The organism is Uliginosibacterium aquaticum (genome assembly GCF_012972705.2).
Classification (GTDB): Bacteria; Pseudomonadota; Gammaproteobacteria; order Burkholderiales; family Rhodocyclaceae; genus Uliginosibacterium; species Uliginosibacterium aquaticum.
On sequence record NZ_JABCSC020000003.1, the window covers coordinates 688,390 to 714,551 of the forward strand.

Annotated in this window: 26 protein-coding genes and 3 tRNA genes; 10 read left to right on the top strand and 19 right to left on the bottom strand. The window is 61.7% G+C overall.

All coding sequences use genetic code 11. From position 1 onward, the window contains the following. The first annotated feature begins 34 nt into the window (after window positions 1-34). From HJ583_RS14560 to HJ583_RS14575, 4 genes are all read left to right on the top strand, one after another. Window positions 35-874, top strand: a complete 840-nt coding sequence (locus tag HJ583_RS14560; protein WP_170022569.1) for a TlyA family RNA methyltransferase — start codon at window positions 35-37, stop codon at window positions 872-874. A gap of 9 nt (window positions 875-883) precedes the next feature. Then, on the top strand, window positions 884-1,720 hold the full coding sequence (gene metF / locus HJ583_RS14565; protein ID WP_170022570.1) for a methylenetetrahydrofolate reductase [NAD(P)H]: 837 nt from the start codon (window positions 884-886) through the stop codon (window positions 1,718-1,720). Between the two features lie 69 nt (window positions 1,721-1,789). Next, window positions 1,790-1,865, top strand: a tRNA-Lys gene (locus tag HJ583_RS14570). Window positions 1,866-1,892: 27 nt separating this feature from the next. Further along, window positions 1,893-1,968: transfer RNA gene (locus tag HJ583_RS14575), tRNA-Lys, on the top strand. A 107-nt stretch (window positions 1,969-2,075) separates the two neighbouring features. Here HJ583_RS14575 and zapD read toward each other — a convergent pair. The 9 genes from zapD to glnA all read right to left on the bottom strand — a co-directional run bounded on the left by zapD (window position 2,076) and on the right by glnA (window position 10,466). Next, window positions 2,076-2,831: a cell division protein ZapD gene (zapD, locus tag HJ583_RS14580; RefSeq protein WP_170022571.1), complete on the bottom strand. Its 756-nt coding sequence runs from the start codon at window positions 2,829-2,831 to the stop codon at window positions 2,076-2,078. 60 nt (window positions 2,832-2,891) lie between these two features. Beyond that, window positions 2,892-3,539: a dephospho-CoA kinase gene (gene coaE / locus HJ583_RS14585; protein ID WP_328824902.1), complete on the bottom strand. Its 648-nt coding sequence runs from the start codon at window positions 3,537-3,539 to the stop codon at window positions 2,892-2,894. Then, window positions 3,517-4,233 (bottom strand): SPOR domain-containing protein, encoded by a 717-nt coding sequence (locus HJ583_RS14590; protein ID WP_170022572.1) that lies wholly within the window; start codon window positions 4,231-4,233, stop codon window positions 3,517-3,519. Before HJ583_RS14590 ends, coaE begins: the two co-directional genes overlap by 23 nt. Window positions 4,234-4,255: 22 nt before the next feature. Further along, the gene (locus HJ583_RS14595; RefSeq protein ID WP_170022573.1) at window positions 4,256-4,990 is read right to left on the bottom strand and encodes a type III pantothenate kinase; all 735 of its coding nucleotides are present in this window, start codon (window positions 4,988-4,990) and stop codon (window positions 4,256-4,258) included. Between the two features lies 1 nt (window position 4,991). Beyond that, entirely contained in the window at window positions 4,992-5,795 is an 804-nt protein-coding gene (locus HJ583_RS14600; RefSeq protein WP_170022574.1) for a biotin--[acetyl-CoA-carboxylase] ligase, read from the bottom strand. A gap of 52 nt (window positions 5,796-5,847) precedes the next feature. Next, entirely contained in the window at window positions 5,848-7,266 is a 1,419-nt protein-coding gene (ntrC, locus tag HJ583_RS14605) for a nitrogen regulation protein NR(I) (protein ID WP_101943302.1), read from the bottom strand. Window positions 7,267-7,307: 41 nt separating this feature from the next. Continuing rightward, on the bottom strand, window positions 7,308-8,384 hold the full coding sequence (gene glnL / locus HJ583_RS14610) for a nitrogen regulation protein NR(II) (RefSeq protein ID WP_101943303.1): 1,077 nt from the start codon (window positions 8,382-8,384) through the stop codon (window positions 7,308-7,310). Window positions 8,385-8,417: 33 nt separating this feature from the next. Further along, entirely contained in the window at window positions 8,418-8,894 is a 477-nt protein-coding gene (locus tag HJ583_RS14615; protein ID WP_170022575.1) for a DUF4124 domain-containing protein, read from the bottom strand. Between the two features lie 162 nt (window positions 8,895-9,056). Then, window positions 9,057-10,466: a type I glutamate--ammonia ligase gene (gene glnA / locus HJ583_RS14620; protein ID WP_101943305.1), complete on the bottom strand. Its 1,410-nt coding sequence runs from the start codon at window positions 10,464-10,466 to the stop codon at window positions 9,057-9,059. Between the two features lie 319 nt (window positions 10,467-10,785). Here glnA and HJ583_RS14625 point away from each other — a divergent pair, with 319 nt between their 5' ends. The 4 genes from HJ583_RS14625 (at window position 10,786) to clsB (ending at window position 14,492) form a co-directional block, all read left to right on the top strand. After that, window positions 10,786-11,241 (top strand): rhodanese-like domain-containing protein, encoded by a 456-nt coding sequence (locus HJ583_RS14625; protein WP_170022576.1) that lies wholly within the window; start codon window positions 10,786-10,788, stop codon window positions 11,239-11,241. 228 nt (window positions 11,242-11,469) lie between these two features. Beyond that, window positions 11,470-12,567, top strand: coding sequence for a quinolinate synthase NadA (gene nadA / locus HJ583_RS14630; RefSeq protein ID WP_170022577.1), 1,098 nt, complete (start codon window positions 11,470-11,472; stop codon window positions 12,565-12,567). Between the two features lie 18 nt (window positions 12,568-12,585). Beyond that, on the top strand, window positions 12,586-13,332 hold the full coding sequence (locus HJ583_RS14635; RefSeq protein WP_170022578.1) for an endonuclease/exonuclease/phosphatase family protein: 747 nt from the start codon (window positions 12,586-12,588) through the stop codon (window positions 13,330-13,332). Then, entirely contained in the window at window positions 13,329-14,492 is a 1,164-nt protein-coding gene (gene clsB, locus HJ583_RS14640) for a cardiolipin synthase ClsB (protein ID WP_170022579.1), read from the top strand. The genes HJ583_RS14635 and clsB overlap by 4 nt, the downstream gene beginning before the upstream one ends. A gap of 30 nt (window positions 14,493-14,522) precedes the next feature. Here clsB and gluQRS read toward each other — a convergent pair whose 3' ends face one another. The 10 genes from gluQRS to HJ583_RS14690 all read right to left on the bottom strand — a co-directional run bounded on the left by gluQRS (window position 14,523) and on the right by HJ583_RS14690 (window position 23,085). Continuing rightward, window positions 14,523-15,443, bottom strand: coding sequence for a tRNA glutamyl-Q(34) synthetase GluQRS (gene gluQRS, locus HJ583_RS14645; protein WP_170022580.1), 921 nt, complete (start codon window positions 15,441-15,443; stop codon window positions 14,523-14,525). 35 nt (window positions 15,444-15,478) lie between these two features. Beyond that, entirely contained in the window at window positions 15,479-16,063 is a 585-nt protein-coding gene (locus HJ583_RS14650; protein ID WP_173863645.1) for a response regulator, read from the bottom strand. A 155-nt stretch (window positions 16,064-16,218) separates the two neighbouring features. Beyond that, window positions 16,219-17,310 (bottom strand): redox-regulated ATPase YchF, encoded by a 1,092-nt coding sequence (gene ychF / locus HJ583_RS14655; RefSeq protein WP_170022582.1) that lies wholly within the window; start codon window positions 17,308-17,310, stop codon window positions 16,219-16,221. A gap of 267 nt (window positions 17,311-17,577) precedes the next feature. Beyond that, window positions 17,578-18,168 carry an aminoacyl-tRNA hydrolase gene (gene pth / locus HJ583_RS14660; RefSeq protein WP_170022583.1) on the bottom strand — a complete coding sequence of 197 codons (591 nt, stop codon included), beginning with the start codon at window positions 18,166-18,168 and terminating at the stop codon, window positions 17,578-17,580. Next, the gene (locus tag HJ583_RS14665; protein ID WP_170022584.1) at window positions 18,168-18,779 is read right to left on the bottom strand and encodes a 50S ribosomal protein L25/general stress protein Ctc; all 612 of its coding nucleotides are present in this window, start codon (window positions 18,777-18,779) and stop codon (window positions 18,168-18,170) included. Before HJ583_RS14665 ends, pth begins: the two co-directional genes overlap by 1 nt. A 92-nt stretch (window positions 18,780-18,871) precedes the next feature. Beyond that, on the bottom strand, window positions 18,872-19,828 hold the full coding sequence (locus tag HJ583_RS14670) for a ribose-phosphate pyrophosphokinase (RefSeq protein WP_101943315.1): 957 nt from the start codon (window positions 19,826-19,828) through the stop codon (window positions 18,872-18,874). 78 nt (window positions 19,829-19,906) lie between these two features. Continuing rightward, window positions 19,907-19,980, bottom strand: a tRNA-Gln gene (locus HJ583_RS14675). A gap of 53 nt (window positions 19,981-20,033) precedes the next feature. Beyond that, entirely contained in the window at window positions 20,034-20,909 is an 876-nt protein-coding gene (gene ispE / locus HJ583_RS14680) for a 4-(cytidine 5'-diphospho)-2-C-methyl-D-erythritol kinase (RefSeq protein WP_170022585.1), read from the bottom strand. Next, window positions 20,897-21,463 (bottom strand): lipoprotein insertase outer membrane protein LolB, encoded by a 567-nt coding sequence (gene lolB, locus HJ583_RS14685; protein WP_170022586.1) that lies wholly within the window; start codon window positions 21,461-21,463, stop codon window positions 20,897-20,899. The genes ispE and lolB overlap by 13 nt, the downstream gene beginning before the upstream one ends. 2 nt (window positions 21,464-21,465) lie before the next feature. Beyond that, the gene (locus tag HJ583_RS14690) at window positions 21,466-23,085 is read right to left on the bottom strand and encodes a tetratricopeptide repeat protein (RefSeq protein WP_170022587.1); all 1,620 of its coding nucleotides are present in this window, start codon (window positions 23,083-23,085) and stop codon (window positions 21,466-21,468) included. 102 nt (window positions 23,086-23,187) lie between these two features. On the opposite strand from HJ583_RS14690, the gene mutM reads away from it, so the two are divergent. Together mutM and HJ583_RS14700 are read left to right on the top strand one after the other, a co-directional pair. After that, window positions 23,188-24,021, top strand: a complete 834-nt coding sequence (gene mutM / locus HJ583_RS14695) for a bifunctional DNA-formamidopyrimidine glycosylase/DNA-(apurinic or apyrimidinic site) lyase (RefSeq protein ID WP_170022588.1) — start codon at window positions 23,188-23,190, stop codon at window positions 24,019-24,021. A gap of 123 nt (window positions 24,022-24,144) precedes the next feature. Further along, window positions 24,145-26,109, top strand: coding sequence for a dynamin family protein (locus HJ583_RS14700; protein WP_170022589.1), 1,965 nt, complete (start codon window positions 24,145-24,147; stop codon window positions 26,107-26,109). The last annotated feature ends 53 nt before the right edge of the window (window positions 26,110-26,162 follow it).

Sequence of the window (26,162 nt, forward strand, 5' to 3'; positions counted from 1 at the left end):
ACCACGCCGGCGCAAGCCGGCGCGGGCCTGCCCCATGGATTCCTTTCACGGCCGCCATTCGCGACTCAAGACGGCTCCGCTTGCTGAATCGGCAATACCGGAGCGCACCGCATCACGCGCCGACCAGTTGCTGGTTGAGCGTGGTCTGGCAGAGTCTCGCACGACTGCGCAGCGCATGATCGGGGCCGGCCGGGTGAGCTGGCAGGATCTGGGGAGCGTGAAGGTGGTACGCAAGGCATCCGAGTCAATTCCGGGCACGGCTGAAATCCTGATTGAGCCCGATGAGGCGGATCGCTATGTGTCGCGAGGCGGCCTCAAGTTGGCTGGCGCGCTGAGCAGCGTCGGGCTGGATGTGACTGGCTTGCATTGCCTGGATCTCGGTCAGAGCACCGGCGGCTTTACGGATTGCTTGCTGCAAGCCGGCGCAGCCAGTGTGCTGGGCATCGAGGTCGGCCATGGCCAGCTTCATCCACGCTTGCATGGCGAGCCTCGCTGCAGCACGATCGAGGGCCTGAATGCACGTGATTTGCATGCAGCCCAATTGGGCGAAAGCATGCCGGAAGCGGGTTTTGATCTGATCGTTTGCGATGCGAGCTTCATTTCGCTGACGCTCCTGCTGCCGCAATGGCCGACTCTGATGGCGGCAAATGGGCGCGCGCTGGCGCTGGTCAAGCCTCAGTTCGAACTGGGGCCGCAAGCCCTCGGCAAGGGGGGCGTCGTGCGCGACCCCGCGTTGTATCCGGCGGTCGAAGCGCGCATCCGCTCGGCCTGTCAGGTCGCTGAATTGGACGTGCTGAACTGGTGCGATAGCCCGATCACAGGCGGCGATGGCAATCGCGAATTTTTCGTCTTCGCTCGCAAAGCGCAGGCCTGAGGAAAGAACATGAGCAAGAAACTTGAATTCAGTCTCGAATTCTTCCCGCCGGCAACGGCGGAAGGTGTGGAAAAGCTGCGTGGCGTGCGCACCGAACTGGCGGCGTTGGGCCCGGAGTTCATTTCCGTGACCTACGGTGCGGGTGGCTCCACGCGTGACCGTACCCTTGAAGTCGTGCGCGAGATCCGCGCTGCCGGCATCGACGCCGCCCCACATCTTTCCTGCATCGGCTCCACCCAGGCCAGCATCCGCGATCACCTCGCCGAATTCCGCGAAATGGGCGTTAAACGCATCGTTGCGCTGCGTGGAGATCTGCCTTCCGGCATGGCCGACCCGGGCGAGTTCCGTTATGCCAACGAACTGGTCGAATTCATCCGCAAGGAGACCGGCGAAGAATTCTTCCTTGAGGTTGCTTCCTATCCAGAGGTTCATCCCCAGGCTCGCAGCTATGAGGCAGATCTCAAGGCTTTCGTGAACAAGGTCAATGCTGGCGCCAATTCATCGATCACCCAGTATTTCTACAACGCAGATGCCTATTTCACCTTCTGCGATGCGGCACGAGAGGCGGGGGTTCGTATTCCCATCGTGCCGGGCATCATGCCGATCGCCAGCTTCAGCAAACTCGCTCGTTTCTCAGAGAGCTGTGGTGCAGAAATCCCGCAGTGGATGCGCCGCAAGTTTGAAGGTTTTGGTGATGATGCTGAAAGCGTGCGTGCCTTCGGCCTGGATGTGGTCACCGGTCTGTGCGAGCGTCTGATTGCGGGTGGTGCACCGAGCCTGCACTTCTATACGCTGAATCAGACAGCTCTGACCCGAGAGCTATGCCAGCGCCTGGGGCTCGCCTGAAACTTTGGCGCAAAAAACGTTTGACATGGCCTGAATAGGTTTCTATAATTCTGATTCTTCGCTTTCGGCGGGTCGTTAGCTCAGTTGGTAGAGCAGCGGACTTTTAATCCGTTGGTCGCAGGTTCGAATCCCGCACGGCCTACCAATCAAAGGTAGAAGCGAAGCAGATTTTGGGGGTATAGCTCAGTTGGTAGAGCAGTTGACTCTTAATCAATTGGTCGTAGGTTCGAATCCTACTGCCCCTACCAAATATGTAAAAAGCCCAGTCTTCGGACTGGGCTTTTTACATTCCGGAGAAGCTAGGAAAAAGCCCGATCGAGATCGGGCTTTTTTTATACGCGTTACTTGGCGCTGTTCAGAGACTGCAGAAGGTCAGCTCGAAGGGGATGTCGGCTTCGGACTGGCGCGGACGGGAGATGACATCCGGGGCCACGAAGCGGATGTTGAACGCGTATTTGTTGGCACTGATCTCTGGGACGGCGCTGATTTCACGCGCAAGACGTACGCGGACCAATTGGGCACTACGGCCGGTCATCATGATCTGGTAGCTGCCGCGTTTGGCGAGTTGGCTTTCGGAGCGACCGCTTTCACGCAGCAGGCGTAGCACGATGGTGAGACCGTCGCGAATCGGCAGCATGGGATTGAGCCAGGTTGTCAGATCGTGCCTGCGCAGATGGAAATCCCGGTTGAGCCAGAAGTGGTAGGAGGGCAGGTCGAATTCACAAGCGCCTCCCGGGATGGCCGTGCGCGAGCGAATCGCCATCAGCCACTCTGATTCTCGCAGATACTGACCGATGCGGCCTGCCATGGCCAGCAGCGCACTGCTGGCCTGCTCGATCTCATAGAGTGCACCGGACAAGGCTTCTTCGGAAATCTGTGGATTGTCGCGGAAGGCGAGCAGGATCTGACGCTGACGCTCAAGCTCCTGAACCAGATCAACTTTCAGATCGGCACGACCGGCTACGTCGAGAATCTCGAATAACGCCAGAAGGGCTGTGTGGTGTTCGTAGGGGCCGTCGGCAAGGGAGAAGTGCAGGACCTTGTCGAAGAGGTCTTCCAGCCGCAGCAGAGTGCGGATGCGTTCGCCGAGAGGGTATTCGTAGGTGATCACCGCTGGCCGCTACCGGGAAGATGTGTGCTTTGCAGGCGTTGGAGTGCCCGCATCATATCATCAAGGATTCTGATTGGGCTGAGCTGCCAGCTGCAGATAGTGCGCATGCAGCTTGGCAACCTGCGCGGGAAGTGCAGCAGGTGGGCCTGAGTTGTCGAGAACGTCATCCGCGACAGCAAGACGCGCAGCGCGCGTGGCCTGGCTGGCGATGATCCGGCGCGCCTCGGCTTCCGCCAGGCCGCTGCGTGCCATGACGCGCTGAAGCTGGATATCTTCCGTACAGTCGATGAGTAGAACACGCCGGCATAGCGGCAGATAGTGGCCGGTTTCTACCAGAAGCGGGACTGCCAGCAACACGTAAGGGGCTGCGCAGGATTTCAGCTGCGCGAGGCTGGTGCTGCGGATCAGGGGGTGCAGAATGGCTTCGAGCTCGGTGCGGCGAGATGGTTCGGCAAACACCAGGGCTCGCATCGCGGCGCGGTCCAGTGCGCCATCCGGGCGCTGCATGTCCGTACCGAAGCTGGCCAGGATAGCGGGCATGGCGGCTCCGCCGGGCGCTGTGAGTTGGTGGGCAATCCGGTCTGTGTCGACGAGCCCGGCGCCGTGAGCCGTAAAAAGCTCCGAGACAGTGCTTTTGCCACAGGCAATGCCGCCAGTGAGTCCGATGATGCAGGCGTGTGCTTGCTCAGCCTGGCTGGCAGTCTTCACGCTGCGCTTCCTTGAGGCGGGACATGAGATCCTCCACCAGCGGCAGAACCTTGCCGGCGCTGCCGCGCACTTCAACCCTGGCCGCAAAGTTGGTGTTGTCGCGTACGGTGATGCGCGCGGTTTTCACATTTTTCTTCTGCAGCTGTTCGATCAGGCGTTTCGCGGCCTCTTCACTGCGGAACAGGCCCAGCGAGATGGCGAACTGGTTGGGGCCTGCTTCACGCACAATGATGTAATCAGTAATGCCAGCCTTGGCGAGGATTTCTCCGCGTCTGGCGGCGCCGTCCTTGCCGCCACCAGGCGGAATGTTGACCCAGTAAGAGCTTGGCAGCACACCGCTGGCCTTGAGTTTGACGGCTTCGCCGAGCGGGCTGGCGATGGTCGTGATCTGGGTCACGTCGTCTGCCCCGAGGTGTTTCAATGCCACGCAGGCTGCTGCATCCGGATTACTGGTGACGGCTGCCGGAGCGGGGGCGTTTACAAGCACAGGCTGCGGTGAGGCGGAAGCGAGCGAGGCTGCCGGGCCGGTGTTGAGCAGAATGATCTTTTCGGCAGAGAGTTGGCGCTTCAGGCGCTCGGCTTCACCACCGGCTTGCCAGGGCGCTTGGACGCCTGCCAATCCGAGGCCGCTGAACAGGGTCAGCACGATGTTGATGGCGAGCAGCAGGTAGAAGAAGGTGCGGAGGATCTGCATGGTGGGATTATCCTGCGAGGCGTTACGCTCTCCAAGCCTTGTCGTCAGTTTCCGAGCGGTCCATTGCTATCGCCAGCAGGCCTTGTAGGACCAGATCGGACTGCAGGCGTGCGGCGCTCCCCAGGTGCGGCAGGAGGCGTGCGCCGTTTCCACCGGCAACGAGAATTGGCGTGCTTGGCGGAAGTTGCATGGCCATCAGTTGGATGGCTCCCGCTTGGGCCAGTAGGCAGCCGCTGGCAATGGCGTCATGGGTGTTGCGTGGCGGCATGACGTAGTTGCCCCTGCTGCGTGGCAGACCGGCCGTGTTGTGGGTCAATGCGTCGAGCATCAGCTCCAGCCCGGGCAGGATGCTGCCACCAGCAAAGTTGCCGGTGTCTTGCACGATGTCGATGGTCGTAGCGGTGCCAGCGCAGACAACTAGCGCGTTGCTGCGCAGCAGATGCCAGGCGCCGATCGCGGCTGCCCAGCGATCCGCACCGAGGCTGGCGGGGTGTTCGTAGTCGTTACGCAGGCCGCAGCGCATGGCGCTGGCCATGAGCCATTCACGCGAAGCGTGGATGTCAGTGAGCAGGCGCTCCAGGTGTGTAGCGACGCCGGGGCCTGCGACGTTGGCAATCACGATGCGGGCGGGAGCGAAGCCGTCGGGAAGCGCCAGTCCAGGCGCGTCGAGCGCTACCGCATGCTGGCTCAGCCACTGGCTGCCATCATGGCAGGCGTACTTGAGGCGGGTATTGCCGGCGTCGATCAGCAGATACATGTCATGCGTCCTCCGCCAAGGCCAGACGCAGGCTCAGGTCGCCACTGGTAATCAGTACGCGCGCACCACAAGCGGTCAGCAATTCCAGCGCCCCCTCTGCGTTGGCGTGGCCGCAGCGCCCGGTGTGGCTACCGCTCTCGGAAGAGACTGTGACGGGCAGACCGTACAAGGCGTTGCGGGCGGCCCAGTCCTGGCGCAGGGCGGCGAAGCCCGCGCGGGCAAAGTGATCGAGACGTAGCGCAAGCTGGCTCAGAATCGTGCCCAACACCTGTTCGCGGGTGAGCTCGGGAAGGGCTTCGTCGAGGCTGGCGAAGGCCTGGTCGATGCCTGCATCGCGGGCGGCATCGCGCCGCAGGTTGAGGCCTATGCCGATGATGAGTCCTAGCCCGGCTTCATCCGATTCGACCTCGATCAGTACGCCGCCGAGCTTGCGCCCAAACAGCCAGATGTCATTGGGCCACTTGAGGCCCACCGCAGGGACGTTCAGGCTCTCCAGCGCTTGAGCCACGGCAAGGCCAACCGCAAGGCTGAGGCCTGCGCTTGAGCAGCCAGGGGCGAGACGCCAGAGTAGCGAAAAGGTGAGGCTGGAAGATGCGTTGCCGGAGCGCCAGCTGCGGCCCCGGCGTCCGCGCCCGGCGGTTTGCTCGTCGCATACCACGACGCTGCCCGAGGGTACGCCTTGGGATGCGCGCGCCAGCAAGACGCTATTGGTGGAGTCGCAGCGCTCGATATGGTCGACATCAAAGCGCGCGCGCTGGTCGCCCAGCGCGACGAGGAGTGCGGTGTAATCGAAAACAGCGGGCATCCGTGAAAAGGCGGGGGCGGAAAGCCCGGAGTCTAGCCCGAAACAGCGCTGTTTACTCTTCGTTGCGACCTGCGTCGATGCCCAGCTCCTGGATCTTGCGGGTGATGGTATTGCGGCCGATGCCGAGTACCTGGGCGGCCTCCACGCGCCGTCCACCCGTGCTGGCGAGTGCTCGCAGGATCAGGCTTTTCTCGAATTCGCGGCTGAGGCGGTCGAAAACTTCGCCGGGAGCGCTGGCAATCAGCCGGTCGGCTTCGGCATTCAGGGCGGAGAGCCAGTCGCCCGCTGCGCCACCGCCGGTGGTGCTGGGGACCGCATCCCGCATTTCAGCAGGCAGGTCGGCCACGTCAACGCTCTGGCCAGGAGCCATCACAGTGAGCCAGTGGCAGAGGTTTTCGAGCTGACGCACGTTGCCGGGGAAGTCAAAGGCCTGTAGACGCTTGAGGGCGGCATCGGTGAGGCGCTTGGTTTCGACGCCGAGTTCCTGGCTGCTATGAGCAAGGAAGTGCTTGGCCAGTAACGGAACGTCTTCCCGGCGCTCACGTAACGGCGGCAGGCGCAGACGTATTACATCGAGGCGGTGAAACAGATCTTCACGGAACAGACCATCGCGGACGCGCTGCTCAAGATGCTGGTGGGTGGCGGCGATCACACGCACGTTGGCCTTCACCGGGGTGTGGCCGCCGACGCGGTAGAAGTGCCCATCGGAGAGCACACGCAGCAGACGCGTCTGCAGTTCCGCCGGCATGTCGCCGATTTCGTCGAGGAACAGGGTGCCGCCTTCTGCCTGCTCAAAGCGGCCGCGGCGCTGGGCTGCTGCACCGGTGAAGGCGCCACGCTCATGACCGAAGAGTTCGGATTCGAGCAGGTCTTTCGGAATCGCGGCGGTGTTGATAGCGACAAACGGACCGTCCTTGCGCGGGCTGTGGCGGTGCAAGGCGCGCGCTACGAGCTCTTTGCCGGTGCCGGACTCGCCATTGATCATCACGGTGGCTGAAGATTGCGACAGGCGGCCGATGGCGCGGAACACCTCCTGCATCGAGGCTGCCTGACCAAGAATTTCAGGCACCGAGCTGGCTTGTTCTTCTGCACCTTCCTGGTGCGTGCTTTCCTTTAGGGCGCGTTGCAGCAGATCGAGAGCCTGATCTACGTCAAAGGGCTTGGGCAGGTATTCAAAGGCGCCGCCCTGAAAGGCGGAGACCGCGCTGTCCAGATCCGAGTAGGCGGTCATGATGATGACCGGCAGGTTGGGGTATTTTTCCTTGGCCCTTTGCAGCAGGACCAGGCCGGACTCACCCGGCATATGAATGTCGGAGATCAGCACCTGGGGAGGCGTGGCGCCGCTATCGAGCACCGTGAGTGCTTCGCTGGCGGAGGAGAAGCTGCGGTGCGCAATGTTTTCGCGGGCTAGGGATTTTTCCAGCACCCAGCGGATGGAGCGGTCGTCGTCAACGATCCAGACTGCGTTCATGTCGTGTATTCCGTTGTTCTGCTTGTCGGGGGCTTCGTGCCTCAGGCCTGGGTGATCGGCAGGAGGATGGTGAAGCAGGTTCGGCCGGGGTCGCTCTCTAGATCGATGGTGCCCTGATGCTGTTCGACAAAACTCTGTGCGATCGACAGACCGAGGCCCGTGCCGCCTTCACGTCCCGACACCAGCGGGTAGAAGATCTTGTCGCGGATTTCCAGCGGGATGCCCGGTCCGTTATCGATTACTTGCAATTCCAGTGCCAGCTTGTGGCGTTTCTTGGCCAGGGTGACCTGACGGGCAGCTCGGGTACGCAGCGTGATGCAGCCTTGACCTTCCATGGCTTGGGCGGCATTACGTGAAATATTCAGGATGGACTGGATCAGCTGCTCGCGATCAGCCGTCAGCATCGGCAGGCTGACGTCATAATCTCGCCGCACCGTGACGTCCGGAAACTCGGCCTGAACGAGACGCAGGACGCGCTCAAGCACATCATGCACATTCACCACCGAGGGGTGCATCATGCGGTGCGAATTGAGCAGGCGGTTCATCAGATCCTGCAGGCGATCAGCCTCGGCAATGATGACCTGGGTATATTCGCGCCACTCCGGGTTGTCCAGTTCGCGCTCAAGTAGCTGAGCCGAGCCACGGATGCCGCCGAGCGGGTTCTTGATCTCGTGAGCGAGGTTGCGGACGAGTTCGCGATTGACCTGCTGCTGCTCGGCCAGGCGTTCTTCACGGGCCACCTTGAGCTGGGCGTCAATCGGGCGAAACTCCAGCAGCAGACGTGCGGGTTGCAGATCGATGGGGGTGGCGGTGCAGTCGACATGCAGCACCAGCGTATTGGGCCGGCGGATAGCGAGATTCTGTCCGGTGTGGCTCCAGTTGTTGGCCAGCGCATTGTCCAGCGCCGCCCACAGGCCAGGGATGTCACCGAGCAGGGCCGATAGATGGTGACCGAGAATCTGCCGGCCGCTGGTTGCGAACAAGTGTTCGGCCGAGGGGTTGACGTAGCAGACCGAGCGGTCTGCGCTGATCATCACGACGGCTGAGGACAGCAGCTCAAGGCCGGCCGTGGATGCACTCAGCGTGTTTGATTGCGGGTTCAGGCTTGGAGGGCTCATAAGCGATCAACGCAAGCAAGAAGCACGCCGCGATTATTTCAGCTTGGCAATTTCCTTGTTCAGGGATTCGACATTGCGCTCATGAAGTGCGACTTTGTCCTTGTACGACTGAATGCGGTCGATGTATTTCTGGTAGTTCTTCTCGTCTCCGAGACGCACAGCTTCCTGTTCAGCCAGATCCTTCCGGGCTTGTGCCAGCAGTTTTTGCTCTGTCTCCAGTTCGGTTTCGAGGATCTTGCGGCGATCGTTGTCGCGGCCCTTCTGGGTGTCGGTATCGACCTTGGGAAAGGCTGCAGGAGAGGGCTGGGCGGAGGATTTTCGCTGTGCCGGCACAGTGGTGACGGGCTGTTCCTTGGTCATCAGGGAGCAGGCCTTGCGTTGCCCGGCTTCCGGTTTGTCATTGGTGTAAGTGGTGTGGCCAGAGTCGTCCACACACTTGTAGATGTCGGCCAGTGCGTTGCCGGTCAGCAGACTGATACTCAGGACAAAGACGTAATGAAGTGGGCGCATGACAGGTTCCGCAGGAGGGTTGCTTGGAGTTTAAGGCGCGAGGCGCAAAACGCAAACTGCGCGCCGACCTGATGCCGGGCGGGCCGGGTGGGCGGCAAAAAAAAGGACGGGCAAGCCCGTCCTTTTTTACGCAGGGGCCGAAGCCCCTGTACGCATCGCTGATTACAGCGAGTAGTACATGTCGAATTCCACCGGGTGGGTGGTCATGCGGGTGCGGTTCACTTCGCCCATCTTCAGCTCGATGTAAGCGTCGATGAACTCGTTGCTGAACACGCCGCCACGGGTCAGGAACTCGCGGTCAGCGTCGAGTGCAGCCAGCGCTTCTTCCAGCGAGGCGCAAACGGTCGGGATCAGTTTGTCTTCTTCCGGCGGCAGGTCGTACAGGTTCTTGTCGGCCGGTTCACCCGGGTGGATCTTGTTCTGCACGCCGTCCAGACCGGCCATCAGCAGAGCCGAGAACGCCAGGTAGGGGTTGGCCAGCGGATCCGGGAAGCGGGCTTCGACGCGGCGAGCCTTGTCCGATTGCACGTGCGGGATGCGGATCGAGGCGGAACGGTTGCGAGCCGAGTAGGCCAGCTTGACCGGAGCTTCGTAGTGCGGAACCAGGCGCTTGTAGGAGTTGGTGCCCGGGTTGGTGATGGCGTTCAGTGCCTTGGCGTGCTTGATGATGCCGCCGATGTAGTACAGAGCGAAGTCAGACAGGCCAGCGTAGCCGTTGCCGGCGAACAGGTTCTTGCCATCCTTCCAGACGGACTGGTGCACGTGCATGCCGGAACCGTTGTCACCCACGATGGGCTTGGGCATGAAGGTGGCAGTCTTGCCGTACTGGTGAGCAACGTTGTGCACCACGTACTTCAGGGTCTGGGTCCAGTCAGCGCGTTGCACCAGAGTGCTGAACTTGGTGCCGATTTCGTTCTGGCCTGCGGTAGCCACTTCGTGGTGGAACACTTCGACCGGGATGCCCAGTTGTTCGAGCAGCAGCACCATGGTGGCGCGGATGTCTTGGTGGCTATCAACCGGGGGAACCGGGAAGTAGCCGCCCTTGACGGTCGGACGGTGGCCGATGTTGCTGCCGTCCTGATCTTCAGCGGTGGCCCATGCGCCTTCGTCGGACTTGATCTTGACGAAGCAGCCAGAGATGTCGGCAGACCAGCTCACGCCGTCGAAGATGAAGAATTCGGGTTCCGGGCCGAAGTAGGCGGTGTCGCCCAGGCCGGAGGACTTCAGGTAGGCTTCAGCGCGCTTGGCGATGGAGCGCGGGTCGCGGTCGTAGCCCTTGCCGTCGGACGGTTCGATCACGTCACAGGTGAGGATGACGGTGGTTTCGTCGAAGAAGGGGTCGATCTTGGCGGTGGAGGGGTCCGGAGCCAGCAGCATGTCGGAGGCTTGAATGCCCTTCCAACCAGCGATGGAGGAGCCGTCGAAAGCGTGGCCGTGGTCGAACCACTCTTCGTCCACCACATGCGACGGAACGGTCACGTGTTGTTCCTTGCCGCGGGTGTCGGTAAAGCGCAGGTCCACGAACTTGGCGTCGTTTTCCTTGATCAGCTTGAGTACGTCTTGAGGGGTCATTTAACTCTCACTCCTGGTGTGTTGAACCGAGATGGACAAACCTGTCCGCGCCAGCTGGGCTGTGCGTTAACGTCGGACAGGAAGCATGTACCATGCCATAGGGCGGGGCGGATTTCCGCGTTCGACGTATTCCGGCCAAAAGGGCACCGGCCTACAGGGAGCGGCAATTGTGCCACAAGCGTCCTGCAAGGTGATTTTCTGTGTCAGCACCAAAACAGCGCATTGATTGTCTTTGATGCACCAGCATGGTGTTTTTTTGCTTTTGGGGTCTCACGGGCCATACTTCCTGCTCCCGACAAACTGAGTAAGAGTTGAAGCCATGGCTAGTCTGAGTGAGTTGCTGGGTCTGGCGCGCGAGCGTGCCGAAAAGATGAATCTGCCGTACGCTGGGGCGCTGACGCCAAGGGAGGCGTATCGCGTGCTGGAGCTTGCCGGTGGAGCGGCGCGTATTGTGGACGTACGTACGCGCGCCGAACTCGACTGGGTCGGACGGATTCCGGGCGCTGTTGAAATCGAGTGGAACAGCTATCCCGGCAGTGTGCCCAACCCGGATTTCGAGCTGCAGCTGAAGAAACAGGTTGATAACGAGGCCTTGCTGATGTTCATTTGCCGTAGTGGCGCCCGCTCGCACAACGCGGCGATGGCTGCGGCGGCGGCTGGGCTGGCCGAGTGTTACAACGTTCTCGAAGGTTTTGAGGGGGACAAGGATGCGCATGGTCGGCGCGGCAAGATAGGCGGCTGGCGTCATGCGGATTTGCCTTGGTCGCAATCCTGACTCGGCATTGAGGTGTAATGAGCTGTTCACGGTCTGACTGCGAGGCCGTGATCAGGGCTCATGCGCTGCTCGGAATCCTCATTGATCAACATAAACTCCGGTTCCTGTGCTGCTCTTCACCCTGCTGACGGCCTCTCGCTACAGATCGTGAACAGCTTCTAAGGAGCGCTGCGCGAGGGGTAGAATCCGTCTTCCCTGGGGTTTCCCCTTGCTCCTCCCCTCACGGCAATGCAACAGATCATTTCCTTCGACCACTTCAATGCTCTCAAGGATGCCGAGGCACATGCGCGCATCCGCGCCGCCAAGGAAAAGCTTGGCAAGCGCGTCGTGTTGCTGGTGCACCATTACCAGCGGGCCGATGTGTACCAGCACCTGGATCTGACTGGCGATTCGCTCAAGCTCTCGCGCCTGGCAGGTGAGACGGATGCCGAGTACATCGTGTTCTGCGGCGTGCACTTCATGGCCGAAGTGGCGGACATCCTGTCCAAGCCGAATCAGATCGCGATCCTGCCGGATCTGGCCGCAGGCTGTTCGATGGCTGACATGGCTAATCTGGCCAAGGTCGAGCGTTGCTGGCGTGAGTTGCGCGAGGTGCTGGGTACGCCCGATGAACAGGTAACTCCGGTGACCTACATCAACTCGGCGGCAGACCTGAAAGCCTTCTGCGGCGAGCATGGCGGCATCGTATGCACTTCCAGTAATGCACCGAAGATCCTCGAATGGAGCTTTGCCCAGCGCGAGAAGATCCTGTTTTTTCCGGATCAGCATCTGGGCCGCTGGAGCGGCTACAAGATGGGCATTCCGCTGGAAGACATGATGGTGTGGGATCCGGATCAGCCCTATGGCGGCCTGACTCATGAGCAGATCAAGAAGGCCAAGATGCTGCTGTGGAAGGGCCACTGCGCGGTACATCAGATGTTCCAGCCCTCGCACATCGCCAACTGGCGTAAGGCGAATCCGGATGGCATGGTCATTTCGCATCCGGAGTCGGCATTCGAGGTCTGTCAGGCGTCCGATTATGTGGGTTCCACCGAGTACATCATCAAGGTGGTGAAAGAGGCTGCGCCGAATACCAAGTGGCTGGTCGGCACCGAACTGAATCTGGTTAACCGCCTTGCTGAGGAGGTGAAGCACGAGGGCAAGCTGGTGCAGTTCATGAGCCCGATGGTGTGCATGTGCTCGACCATGCAGCGCATCGATCCGCAGCATCTGGCGTGGACACTGGAGAACTTGGCTGCCGGCAAGATCGTCAACCATATCAGCGTGCCTGCCCACGAGGCCGCGTTGGCGAAGCTCTCGCTGGAGCGCATGCTGGCCGTATCCTGAGCGCCGTTCGCGGAGACCATGGCAAACAGCCTGCGCATCTGCAGTTACAACATCCACAAGGGCTTCTCGCATCTGAATCGCCGTATGGTGATTCACGAGATGCGGGAGTGTCTGCACCGGCTTGATCCGGACATCTATCTGCTGCAGGAAGTGCAGGGCTTGCACCTGAAGCATGCGGCCCGGCACCATGACTGGCCCGAACAGCCTCAGCATGAGTTCCTCGCGGCTGGCCTCCTGCATTCTGCCTACGGCAGCAATGCCGTTTATGATCATGGGCACCACGGCAATGCCGTGCTGTCGCGTCATCCCATTGTGCGCAGCCGCAACAGTGATGTGAGCCTCTATCGCCTGGAGCGACGCGGCATCCTGCATTGCGAGGTGGCCTTGCCCCACGGTCTGGTCGTGCATTGCCTGTGCGTGCATTTTTCCTTGACGGAGTACCAGCGCCAGCGCCAGCTCTTGATGTTGGCTGAATATGTCGAGCGGCACGTGCAGGTGGGGGCGCCACTGATCATCGCTGGCGACTTTAATGACTGGCGTGGCCGTGCGAACGATTGGCTGGCCGAGCGGCTACATGTCTGTGAGGTGTTTACTGAGCTGACTGGTGCGCCGGCGCGCAGTTTTCCGAGCAGCCTGCCCATGCTGCGTCTGGACCGTATCTACGTGCGTGGGCTGCGGCCGGACAATTGTGCGGTGTATTGGGGCAAGCCTTGGTCTGGAGTGTCAGATCATGCCTTGCTGGCAGTGGAGTTGCTCCTGCCATGAGGCAAGGCATGCTTGCCGGCAACCGGATCGAGTTGCTGCAGTCAGGTGTCGAGTATTTTCCTGTCCTGTTGCAGGCGATTCGCAGCGCGCAACGTGAGATTCTGCTGGAAACCTATATTTTCGAGCGTGATGCTACGGGTGTTGAGGTGGCGGACGCCTTGCGTGCCGCAGCTTTGCGAGGGGTGGTGGTGCGCTTGCTGGTGGATGGCTTTGGTGCGCGAGAGTTTGTTCGCAGCGGGCTTGCCGATTTGCAGAGTGATGGCGTTGAGGGCCTGGTGTTCCGCCCGGAGATCCGGCAACTGTCCTTGCGCCGCCATCGCTTGCGCCGCCTGCACCGCAAGCTAGTGGTGATTGATGGTCGTACCGCTTTCGTGGGGGGCATCAACATCATTGATGACATGGACACGCCGGGCCAGATCCCGCCGCGCTTTGATTTTGCCGTGCGGCTGCAGGGGCCGCTGGTGGCCGAGGTGCATGAGGCCATGGCGCGTCTGTGGCGCCTAGTGTTGTGGGCAGGTCTGCATCGGCGTCTCACGCCGCTGCGCTGGGTCAGGCCAGGTCACGCACGCGTGGGCAGCATGCATGCTGCTTTCGTGATCCGCGACAACCTGCGCCATCGTCGTGATATCGAGAACGCCTACCTTGGCGCCATTCGCATGGCGCGTCATGAAGTGCTGATAGCCAACGCTTATTTTTTCCCCGGCCGCGCCTTCCGTCATGCGTTGATCGAGGCGGCGGGGCGTGGCGTGAAAGTCACCCTCCTGTTGCAGGGGCGGGTGGAGTACTGGTTGCTGCACCACGCTTGCCGCGTGCTTTATCCCAATCTCATGGAGGCGGGCGTGCGCATCGTGGAGTATCGCAAAAGCTTCCTGCATGCCAAGGTGGCGGTAGTGGATACGGACTGGGCGACAGTGGGGTCCAGCAATATCGACCCCTTCAGTTTGCTGCTGGCGCGTGAGGCAAACGTGGTGGTGCGGGATCGCGGTTTTGCTGCAGATCTGCGTCATGCCCTGCATGTGGCCATTGCGGACGGCGGTTGCGAACTGACTGCGGTTCACTGGCAGCGCCAAAGCCTTCTCCAGCGTGCACTGAGCTGGCTGGCCTATGGCTTGCTGCGCCTGTTGCTGGGGGTGGCCGGCTATGGCCGGCGGGCGTTATAGACGCATGAGATGCCTGCCAGCTTCAGCTTGTCAGGCATCGTTTGGGCAGCTTGGGTCTTCCTGGGCACGCACGCGCGGCACGCTGGCAAGTTGCCAGTGTTTGGATGCCCAGGCCCACACCTCGGCTACGCTGGCCCGGCCGAGATCGGCGGGCGGGTTCTGGCCGAGCAAGCTCAGTGCGGTGCACAGGGCTGGTGCTGCGTGGGCTGGCTGCAGTGCGGGAGCAAGGGTCTGCTTGGAGAGCTTTTCACCCGCGCGATTGGTGAGGACTGGCAGGTGGGCATAGGCGGGCTGAGGATGGCCCAGCAGGCGCTGGAGATGGATCTGGCGCCCGGTAGAGTCCAGCAGATCGGCGCCGCGCACGACATGCGTCACCCCTTGCCAGGCGTCATCCACAACTACGGCGAGCTGATAGGCGAACTGGCCGTCGGCACGCAGCAGGACAAAGTCCCCCACGCTTTCGGCCAGTTTCTCGTGTTGTTCCCCCTGGATGGCGTCGGACCAGTGCAGGTCGCTGGCGTCGCTCAGGCAGCGCCAGGCGCGGGCCACCCGCCCGGAAGGTAGGCCTGTGCGACAGTTGCCGGGGTAGCGCAGCGAGCCGTCTGGTGCTCGCAGGGCCGAGTCGGCGATTTCCCGGCGCGAGCAGGCGCAAGGATAGGCGTACTTGTGCTGGATGAGTTGATCGAGTGCGTAGCGATAGGCGTCGAGCCGCTGGCTTTGCCATAGCACCGGGCCGTCCCATTCAAAACCGCAGGCTTCGAGCTGACGCAGGATGGTGTCGGCCGCTCCGGGTTGGGTGCGCGGCGCGTCGACGTCTTCCATGCGCACCAGCCATTGGCCTTTGCTTGCTCGGGCGTCAAGGCAGGAGGCGAGGGCGGCGATGAGCGAGCCCTGGTGCAGGGGGCCACTGGGTGAAGGGGCAAAACGGCCGATGTAGATGCCAAGTGTCATGCCCGGATTGTAAGCATGCAGCAGCGTGACCGGGCTCAGTTGGCTGTGTCGAGGCGCTCGTCTGCACCGAGCAGAATCTTGCTGATGACATCCATCATCAGGCCGAAGGTCTGTTGGGTTTTCTGCATATAGCCTTCGACAGCATAGCGCTGCTCGATGCTGCCTTCGTGTTCGGCGCCGGGTTGGCCCGAGCGGATCAGAATTTTCAGATCCTGGCGACCGAGTGGTCCACGCAACTCGCGCACCAGACGTAGGCCAGCATCGCGGGTCTCCATCATCACGTCGAGCAGCACCAGATCAATATGCGGCTCAGCCAGTATTACTTCGCGGGCTTCCGCAGCGGAATGGGCGTGCAGGAAGCGGAATGGGCGATCGCCGATACGTCCCCGGCGCAAGGTCAGGGTGGTGGCCTCATGGACCTGCTGTTCGTCGTCCACGATCAGCAGTACCCAGGGGGCTTCGGTTTGCGTTGGCGGGCGCTCTTGTGCTTCTTCTTCCATGAAGGAGAAGAGGTCGTCTTCAGCGTTGCCCGCTCCGGGTTCGGTCGAGTCCGCCTGCAGGCGCAGCTTGTGCGCAGCCCAATCGAGGCGAATGGGATCGGAGGTAGAGGTGTTGCTCAAGGGCATCGGGACTCCCGGGAACGCAGGAACGAGACTGTCAGGGCCGGCACAGCGATCGCGGCAGCGCGGAAAGCGCAAGCATACCTATAACTTTCGTCTAGTGCAGCTGTTGCGCTCCACGCCGTTTCGATGCTTGCCTGTAGTCAATATTTAGTTCATACGTTGAACAGGAAGTTCAGCACGTCACCGTCTTTAACGATGTACTCCTTACCTTCGGAGCGCATCTTGCCGGCCTCCTTGGCGCCTTGCTCGCCCTTGTACTGGATGAAATCGTCAAAGGCGATGGTCTGGGCGCGGATGAAGCCCTTCTCGAAGTCGGTGTGGATTACGCCGGCGGCTTGCGGGGCGGTGTCGCCCTTATGGATGGTCCAGGCGCGCACTTCCTTTACGCCGGCAGTGAAGTAGGTCTGCAGGCCGAGCAGGTCGTAGCCAGCGCGGATCAGGCGGTTCAGACCGGGCTCTTCGAGGCCGATGTCGGCGAGGAAGGCCAGCTTGTCTTCGTCATCCAGATCAGCCAGCTCGGCTTCGATCTGCGCGCACAGCGCGACGACCGGGGCACCTTCCTTGGCGGCGTGCTCACGCAGGCGATCGAGGTGAGGGTTGTTCTCGAAGCCGTTTTCGAGCACGTTGCCAACATACATCGCCGGCTTCAGGGTCATCAGGCACAGCGGCTTGAGCTGCACCAGATCGTCTTCGGTAAGCTTGAAGGTACGGGCAGGCTGGCCTTCGTTCAGATGCGGCAGCATGCTTTCAAGCAGGGCTACGAACTTCTGTGCATCTTTGTCGCCTGCGCGGGCCTTCTTCTGTTCGCGCTGTATGGCCTTTTCCACGGCCGTCATGTCGGCCAGCGCCAGTTCGGTAAGGATGGTCTCGATGTCGGCAATCGGGTCGACGCGGCCAGAGACGTGCACCACGTTTTCGTCATCGAAGCAGCGCACCACGTTCACGATCGCGTCAGTTTCACGGATGTTGGCCAGGAACTGGTTGCCCAAGCCTTCGCCCTTGGAGGCGCCGGCGACCAGACCAGCGATGTCGACAAACTCGACGATGGCCGGCTGCATGCGCTGAGGTTTGACGATTTCGGCGAGCTGGGCCATGCGCCCATCCGGCACCTCAACGATGCCGACGTTCGGCTCGATGGTGCAGAAGGGGTAGTTCGCTGCTTCGATGCCGGCCTTGGTGAGGGCGTTGAAGAGGGTGGATTTGCCGACGTTGGGCAGGCCGACGATGCCGCACTTGAGACTCATGTTGTTTCCTGGGGTCAGTTAGCAGTTATTTGCCGGTCGCGCGTGCGTTCAATTGAGTGTGGAACAAGGCGCAGCAACGAAGGCAGGGTGGCTCCCTGTCTAGGCGCTGCAACGTAGTGCCACGCTCAATTGAGCGCACGCCCTCCGGGTTGAATCTTATGGCTCATGGATACTGCGTTGCACTCCTTGTGTGGGGCACCTCCCCACACTGCGTCGCGCGTCTTGTCCCATAAGCCATAAGACTCAACGCGATCCGGTAAATAACTACTAACTGACCCCCGGCGCAGCAGGGCGCGCGTTGATGTGTTGGGTGGCGGCATTCCACTCGCCGCTGGCAATTTTGGGCCAGGCTGCGAGGGCACGATCGATCGCCATGTCGATTTCGCTTTGTTCTTCGCGACGCGGGCGGTTCAGGACGAAGTTGGCGACTTCGTTCTTGTCGCCGGGGTGGCCGATGCCGATGCGCAGGCGCCAGTAGTCCTGCGTCGACAGGCGCGAAGAAATGTCCTTGAGACCGTTGTGTCCGCCAAGACCCCCACCGAATTTGAGCCGCAGCTGGCCGGGCGGGATGTCGAGTTCATCATGCACGACGAGGATCTCATTCGGCAGGATGCGGTAAAAATGCGCCAAGGCCAGGACTGATTGGCCGGAGCGGTTCATGAAAGTCTGCGGCAGAAGCAACCAGGTGTTGCCTGCCTTGCCGACGAAACCATGAAAACGGCTTTCATGATTGAAGCGGGCGCCCAAATCCTGTGCCAGGCGCTCACAAAACCAAAACCCGGCGTTATGCCGGGTCTCGGTGTATTCGGCCCCGGGGTTGCCGAGGCCGACAATCAGCTTGGGAGCCGATTGGCTCATCAGGCCTTGGCTTCGCCTTCAGCGGCGGCCGCGTCAGCAACTGCACCGCGCACGGTGACGATGGATGCGAGCACCTTGTCGCCATCAGCGGCGTGGGCCAGCTCAACGCCAGCCGGCAGCTTCAGGTCACGAACGTGCAGGGCAGCACCGTTGTCCAGATCCTTGCAGTCAACTTCCAGGAATTCCGGCAGGCTGCCCGGCAGACCCTTGACGTCAAGTTCGTTCACGCCGTGCGACAGCATGCCGCCGTGCAGCTTCACGCCCGGGCACACATCACCATTGATGAAGTGAACCGGCACCTTGATGTGGATGGCGTGGGTGGCGTCGACGCGCTGGAAATCGATGTGCAGCACGATTTGGCGGAACGGGTGCCATTGTACGTCACGCAGCACGGCGGTCTCGGTCTTGCCTTCGACGTCGATGCTCAGCATGGAGCTGTGGAAGGCTTCCTTGCGCAGGGCGTGGAACAGGTCGTTGTGATCCAGATTGATCTGGACGGCAGGTTGACCGGCGCCGTAGATGATGCCCGGGGTTACGCCGGCATGACGCTGGCGGCGGCTCGCACCCTTACCCTTGACGTCACGCTTGGTGGCTTTGACATTGAATTGCATGTTGAACTTCTCCAGTAAATGGCGAGAACCGCGACCAGATCCCACCAGGGCAAAAAGGCGGAGCTTGGTGGCTCCGCCCGAAACTTGTACGACTATTCGTCCATGAACAGCGAGGACACTGACTCTTCATTGCTGATGCGCAGCATGGTGTCTGCCAGCAGGGAGCCGATCGAAATCTGCTTGATCTTGGGGCAGGCGCGGGCATCTTCGCGCAGGGCGATGGTGTCGGTCACGACCAGCTCGTCCAGCTCGGATTCGGTGATGCGGGCAATAGCGGAGCCGGACAACACGGGGTGGGTGATGTAGCTCACCACACGCTTGGCGCCGTGTTCCTTGAGTGCCTGGGCCGCCTTGCAAAGGGTTCCTGCGGTGTCGACGATGTCGTCGACGATCACGCAGGTGCGGCCCGACACGTCGCCGATGATGTTCATCACTTCGGAGACATTGGCTTTAGGGCGGCGCTTGTCGATGATGGCCAGCTCGGTTTCCAGCTGCTTGGCCACGGCACGGGCGCGCACCACGCCGCCCACATCGGGCGAAACGACCATCAGGTCGCTGGAGTGCTCGGCCTTGCGCAGGTGAGACAGTAGCAGCGGCGTGGCGTAGATGTTGTCGACCGGAATGTCGAAGAAGCCCTGGATCTGGTCGGCATGCAGATCGACGGTCAGCACGCGCTGCACGCCCACGGCCTGCAGCATGTTGGCCACTACCTTGGCGGTGATCGGCACGCGGGCTGAACGCGGACGGCGATCCTGGCGGGCGTAGCCGAGGTAGGGGATGGCGGCGGTGATGCGACCGGCCGAGGCGCGCTTGAGCGCGTCGACCATGATCATCAACTCCATGAGGTTGTCGTTGGTCGGGGTGGATGTCGGCTGAAGCACGAAAACGTCTTTACCGCGGACGTTCTCAAGCAGTTCGACATTCACTTCGCCGTCGGAGAAGCGACCGACCGTGGCGGAGCCAACGGCGATGCCCAAGCGTTTGACGACGTCGGCAGCCAGTTTGGGATTGGCGTTGCCAGTGAAGACCATCAGGCTGCGGTACGCCATGACTACCTCGTGTATGCGTTGGCAGAAACAATTCGGGCAGGCCGACAGCCTCGGCTGTGACCTGCCCGTTCATTGGGGCTGGGGAAGAAGGATTCGAACCTTCGAATACCGGAATCAAAATCCGGTGCCTTGACCAACTTGGCGACTCCCCAACAAAACCTGTGTTGCGCGATGGAAGCAACGCTTGAATCCATCGTACAAAAATTCAATCTCTTGCCCAAGCATGCAATGGATGCTTGTCCAGTGAAGGGGCGCACCACACGCGCCATTTGTCCTGCACTGCTTCAACAACTTTTTTTGCCTCGGCTTCGCGCTGACAGGAAAGGAACACGCAGGCTCCGGATCCACTCATTCGCGCAGTACCGAAAGGAGTCAGCGCATCAAGCGCTTGCTGCACTTCCGGATACAGCCGGCAGGCTACTGCTTGCATGTCATTGCGTCCCTGTTGCTCCAGAAACGCTTGTGTTTGCTCAGCAGCGAAGCCCGGCATTATCAGGATCGAAGAGTCTCTTGTCAATTCTTTTGCACGAAAAATTTCAACAGTGGGGACGGCAACCGGGGGTTCGATCACGACATACCACGCTGGCGGCAATTCGAGCGGCTGCAATGCTTCGCCAACGCCCTCGGCCCAGGCCGTCTGTCCGAAGAGAAAAAACGGCACATCGGCGCCTAGCTCCAGACCCCAGGCTTGCAGTTCTGCCCGGCTGCAGCCGAGTTGCCACAGATGGTTCAGCGCCAGCAAGGTGGTGGCGGCGTCCGAGCTGCCGCCACCGAGTCCGCCACCCATGGGAAGTTGTTTGTCGATGCAGATCTCCGCACCCTGCAGGCAGCCTGTGCGGGCTTGCAGCAGGCGTGCCGCACGCACGACGAGGTCTGAGTCCTCGGCGACGCCGGGCACTTCGCTCAGGCGCCGGATGGCGCCGTCCTCGCGGACGCGGAACCCCAGCGTGTCACCGTGATCGAGCATTCGGAACGCGGTCTGCAGCAGATGGTAACCATCGGCACGGCGGCCGGTGACATGCAGGAACAGATTGATCTTGGCGGGAGCCGGGCAGTACAGAAAGCCGTCTAGATGAACCATTCTTCGATCACGAGCTTGAGGCGCAGCCCCGGTTGTTCAATTTCCAGCGTGCGCGGCAGGGCGTTGGCCTGTTCGCTTTCATAGCCGGTGATGCGGACTGCCCAGCCCTGATCGAGGGCGTCGAGCAGGCGGCCTTGCGCATCGCGGCGGATTTCGCTGGCCTGGACGCTGAGGCGGCCGAGTACCCATTGGCTGAGTGCGTTGAGGGGGATCGGGGTGTCGGTGAAGTGGGTCATCAGGCGCTCAGGCGTGCGGGCTTCGTAGAGTTCGCCGTCGGCACTGGTCCAGCGCGCACCTTTTGGGCTGCTCTGCAACTCGGCCAGCATGTTGCCCAGCGGTGAGGCAAAGCCGAGCGAGTCACTGTCGCGGTTGTGCTCCCACATGATGCGCACGTTGTTGGCGCTCTTCCCTTGGTCGATGGCGACTCGTCCGCTGAGGGCGAATTTTTGCACGCTGTCGCGTGCCGGCCGGGGTGGAATTTCCTGCGGAGCGGGAGGAGTGCTGGCACAGGCTGTCAGCAGCAGGGTGATGAGAGCAAGCAGAAGGCGCTTCATGGTCAGAGTCCCAGGCGTTTGCCGAGGCGGGTCAGGAGTTCGTTGGCCGGGTTGCGGGTTGCATTTTCCTGCCAGAGCAGGCGCGCGTCGTCACGCTTGCCGGCAGACCACAGCACTTCGATCAGATGGCTGGCCACTTCTGGATCTGGAAAGAGTGCGTAAGCCTGGCGCAGGAGCGGTTCGGCCAGATCGAAGCGCTTCTGGCGGAAGCGCAGCCAGCCCATGCTGTCGAGGATGGCCGCGTCCTGCGGGGCGAGCTGGAGGGCCTGGGTGAGCAGTTGCTCGGCTTCCTCAAGGTGCTGGTTGCGATCCGCGAAGGAGTAGCCCAGGGCGTTGAGGGCGTGGGCATGGTCTGGCTTGAGGAGCAGGATGCGCCGCAGGCGCTGCTCCATCAGCGCCGGTTTGCCAAGCTGTTCGGCGAGGAGGGCAGCGTCATAAAGGACGTCGACATGATCGGGCTGGAGCTTCAGCTCTTCTTCCAATACGGCCAGTGCGCCGCGCTGATCTCCCTGTTCGCGCAGTAATTGGGCTTCCTGCAAGCCGATGGCGGCACGCTCTTCCGGCATGGCGCGGCGGGCGGCAGTCAGCCCGGCGCGGGCTTCTGGCAGTTGCTGGTTGCGAGCCAGCAGACGAGCCTTGTTGGCCTGAGCGTTCACGTAGTGCGGGCCGGGGGCGACACTGTCGAAAGTCTGGATGGCTTTGGTTGTGTTGCCGCGTTCGGCTTCGATCTGGCCGAGGATCAGTTGCAGGCGGTCCGCTTCCCCCCAGTTCTGCTCGAGCAGCTTTTCGAGGAGACTTTCGGCGGTGGCCAGGTCATTGAATTCGAGGGCTAGGCCGGCCAGTGCAAAGGCGATTTCGGGGCGTTCGGGCGGTGTCTGTATCAGACGGAGATAGGCCTCACGTGCCTCGGCCTTTTGCTGGCCCTGAAGCATCAGGCGGATCTGAGCAATTCCGAGGTCGTGGGCGCGAGGATTGCGTTGCAGGTAGGTGGCCAATAGTGCGCTGACTTCCTCGCGCTGGGCGTCGCCCGCCAGATCGGCGAGCAGCAACAAGGGCGGCTCCCAGTCCGGCTTGAGGCGATGCGCGCGTAGAGCTGCCGCGTAGCTGGCCGACGGGTCCTTGATGTCACGCTGGACAAGGGCTTCGCTGAAATGCGCTTCGGCCATGCTCTGGTAGGGCTGGAGCAGCTTCTGTACGGTGCGCAGGACGTAGGCCTTGTCACTGTTGCGACCATAAAGACCGGGCAACTGGAGGATCAGGCGCTCGCGCCCCGCGGGTCGTTCGGCCAGCAGTTTGCGCAGCGTTTCTTCTGCGTCGTCCGGACTCTGCTGCATGAGCAGCAGGAGGCGGGCGAGATCGATTTCATTGGCGCGTAGCTGGATGCGCGGGTCGCCCGAGCGGCGTGCCAGGTCGTTGTAGCCGAAGGCGGCATCGTCGATCAGCCCGCGTGCCAGTGCGATTTCGCTCAGCAGCATCTGCGCCAGCAACTGGGCGCTGTTGACCGGCACAGCGCTGTTTTTGCCCTGAGTTGGCTTGGTTTGGCGTGGTGCTTCGGCGTGGAGATTGCTGGCAAAGAGCAGGCCGAGGGCCAGCAGGCAGGGCTTCAGACGGGGAGAGGACATGAAGTATTCCGGCAATCAGGGGGCAGCGCCCGGCACGGGCTTGAAGCCGATCTTAGCAGCAGTGTACTGTTTTGATCTTTGTCGCAGCCAGAAGGACAGCGCATGCCGGAGTTGCCGGAAGTTGAAGTAACCCGTCTGGGGATCGAGCCGCATCTGCTCGGGCAGGTCGTGAGCGACGTGTCCATCCGCCAGCCGCGCTTGCGTTACCCGGTGCCGGACGATCTGGCGGGGCGGCTGAGTGGGCTGCGGGTGGAGGCGGTGCGGCGGCGGGCCAAGTACCTGCTGATCGATTTTGCGGTCGGCAGCTTGCTGATCCATCTGGGGATGTCTGGTAGCTTGCGCATTCTTGCGGCGGATTCGCCAGCGGAAAAGCATGATCACTTTGACTTGGTGCTCGGCGCTACGATCCTGCGCCTGCGGGATCCGCGGCGTTTTGGCGCCGTGCTGTGGCTGCCGCATCCGCCTGAGGCGCATCCCTTGCTTGCCGGACTGGGCCTGGAGCCGCTAGGGGCTGGCTTTGATGGGGCGGCCTTGCAGAACATGTGCGCTGGCCGCAAGACGCCGATCAAGCTTCTCATCATGGACGGTCATCTGCTGGTCGGGGTCGGCAATATTTACGCTTCCGAAAGTCTGTTCCGGGCGCGGATCCACCCGGCTACGCCGGCCGGGCGCCTGTCGCGCGCGCGTTGCGAGAGGCTGGCGCAGTGCATTCGCGAGACCTTGCAGGACGCGCTGGCTGCTGGCGGCAGCACTTTGCGCGACTTCCTGCACAGCGATGGTTCGGCGGGTTATTTCCAGCAGCAATATTTTGCCTATGGGCGGGCGGGGGAGGCTTGTCGGGTGTGCGGCGGCAAGATCAACAAGCGCGTGATGGGGCAACGTGCCACGTTCTTTTGCCCCCGCTGCCAGCGCCTGCCGTCGGGCGGGAAAGTCTGAGCGGGCCGCCGATAAATTGTCCAAACCCTTGATTAAAAGGGGGGTAAGGGCGCTATCCTACGCACAACTTGAGCGCCGCGATTCGTCCGCTGCGTACCGGATTTCAGACCTTGGAGCCTTGCAATGGCCCTGATTGACAGCTTTTCCGCCTATACCCGCTGGCGTGCCGATGTCGGCAACGCCGTGCAGCATCTGCGCTCCTGGCTGGCGCACAACGAGATCGGTGATGCCCAGACCGAGTTGCGCCTGAATTGCGTGCTGGATCGCCTGAAGGAAGACAAGCTCGTTGTGGCATTTGTCGCGGAGTTCTCGCGTGGCAAGTCCGAGCTGATCAATGCGATCTTCTTCTCGCACTATGGCAGCCGCATCCTGCCTTCCAGCGCTGGCCGCACCACCATGTGCCCGACCGAGCTGCAATGGGAGCCGGGGCAGACGCCAGGCGTACGCCTGTTGCCGATCGAGACGCGCAATCGCCAGGAAAGCGTGGCCGATCTGCGCCGCATCCCTTCTGAGTGGGTGCTGGAGCCGATCGATCTGAACGATGCTGAGAGTCTGCAGCGTGCTTTTGCCCGCGTCGGCGAGACGCGTCTGGTGCCGCGTGACACGGCCGAGCAGCTGGGTTTCGCGGTGGACGACAGCGGCGTGGAAGGTACCCGGCCGAATGCAGAAGGCATGGTCGAGATTGCCTGCTGGCGCCACGCCATCGTGCAGTTCCCGCACCCCTTGCTGGAGCAGGGGCTGGTCATCGTCGACACCCCGGGGCTGAATGCCATCGGTTCGGAACCCGAGCTGACGCTTTCGCTGCTGCCCTCGGCGCATGCTGTGCTGTTCATCCTGGCGGCAGATACCGGCGTTACGCATAGCGACCTGCAGGTCTGGCAGAAGCATGTGAACGTTGGCCATACCCAGCGCCATGGCCGCATGGTGGTGCTCAACAAGATCGATGGTCTGTGGGATGGCCTGCGCTCCGAAGCCGAGATCGATGCCGAGATCGCCAAGCAGCTGCGCACGGCTGCGGCCACTCTGGATGTGCCGGAGTCGCTGGTGTTCCCCGTGTCTGCCCAGAAGGCCCTGCTAGCCAAGGTGAGCCAGGATGGCGCGCTGCTCGAGCGCTCGCGCATTTCGGCGCTGGAAAGCGCGTTGTCGACCGAGCTGTTGCCGGCTCGGCAGGACATCATCCGTGAGAACGCCCTGCTCGAATGCGGTGAAATCATCCGCCGCGCGGGCGAGCTGCTGCATACGCGGCTGGTTGGCCTGCGTGAGCAGCTCAAGGAGATGGCGGATCTGCGCGGCAAGAATCAGAGTGTGATCGAGTACATGATGCGCAAGGTGCGCGCCGAGAAGGATGAATTCGATCAGGGCCTGCAGAAGTATCACGCGGTGCGCAGCGTGTTCACCAACCTGTCCAACAAGGTGTACTCGCACATCGGCATGGACGCGGTGCGCACCGAGACCCGCCGCACCCGTGAAGCCATGGGCACGGCTACTTTCTCGCGCGATCTGCGTCAGGCCATGCTGGAGTTCTTCGATGCACTGCGCTCCAAGCTGCGTGACTCCTCGGGCGAGATCAACGAGATCACCACCATGCTTGATGCGATGTACAAGCGCCTGGCCGTGGAGCATGGCCTCAAGCTCGCCTCGCCGAACACCTTTTCGACCCTGCGCTATGAGCGCGACATTGTGCGCCTGGAGCGTGCCTTCAACGAGGAGCTGAATACCCTGGCCTCAATGGTGACTCACACCAAGAGCACGCTGACCCAGCGTTTCTTCGAAACGGTTGCGCTGGAGGCTCGCAAGACCTTCGAAATGGCCAATCGCGATGTGGAGCAGTGGCTGCGCGTGGTGATGTCGCCGCTCGAAACCCAGGTGCGCGAGTATCAGCTGCAGTTGAAGCGGCGCCTGGAAAGCGTCAAGCGCGTGCATGAGGCGACCGGCACGCTCGAGGAGCGCATCCGCGAACTGATGCAGGCCGAAGGTTCCTTGCTGCGCCAGATGAAGGAAATCGATGCGATGCGTTACGTGATCGAGAAGGCTCTGGGCGCCTCGATCGATTCGGTGCCGCGGCGCGAGGATGATCTGGCTGCCTGAGCGGGCCAATACACAAAAAGAAACCGGGCCTTGGCCCGGTTTCTTTTTGTGCT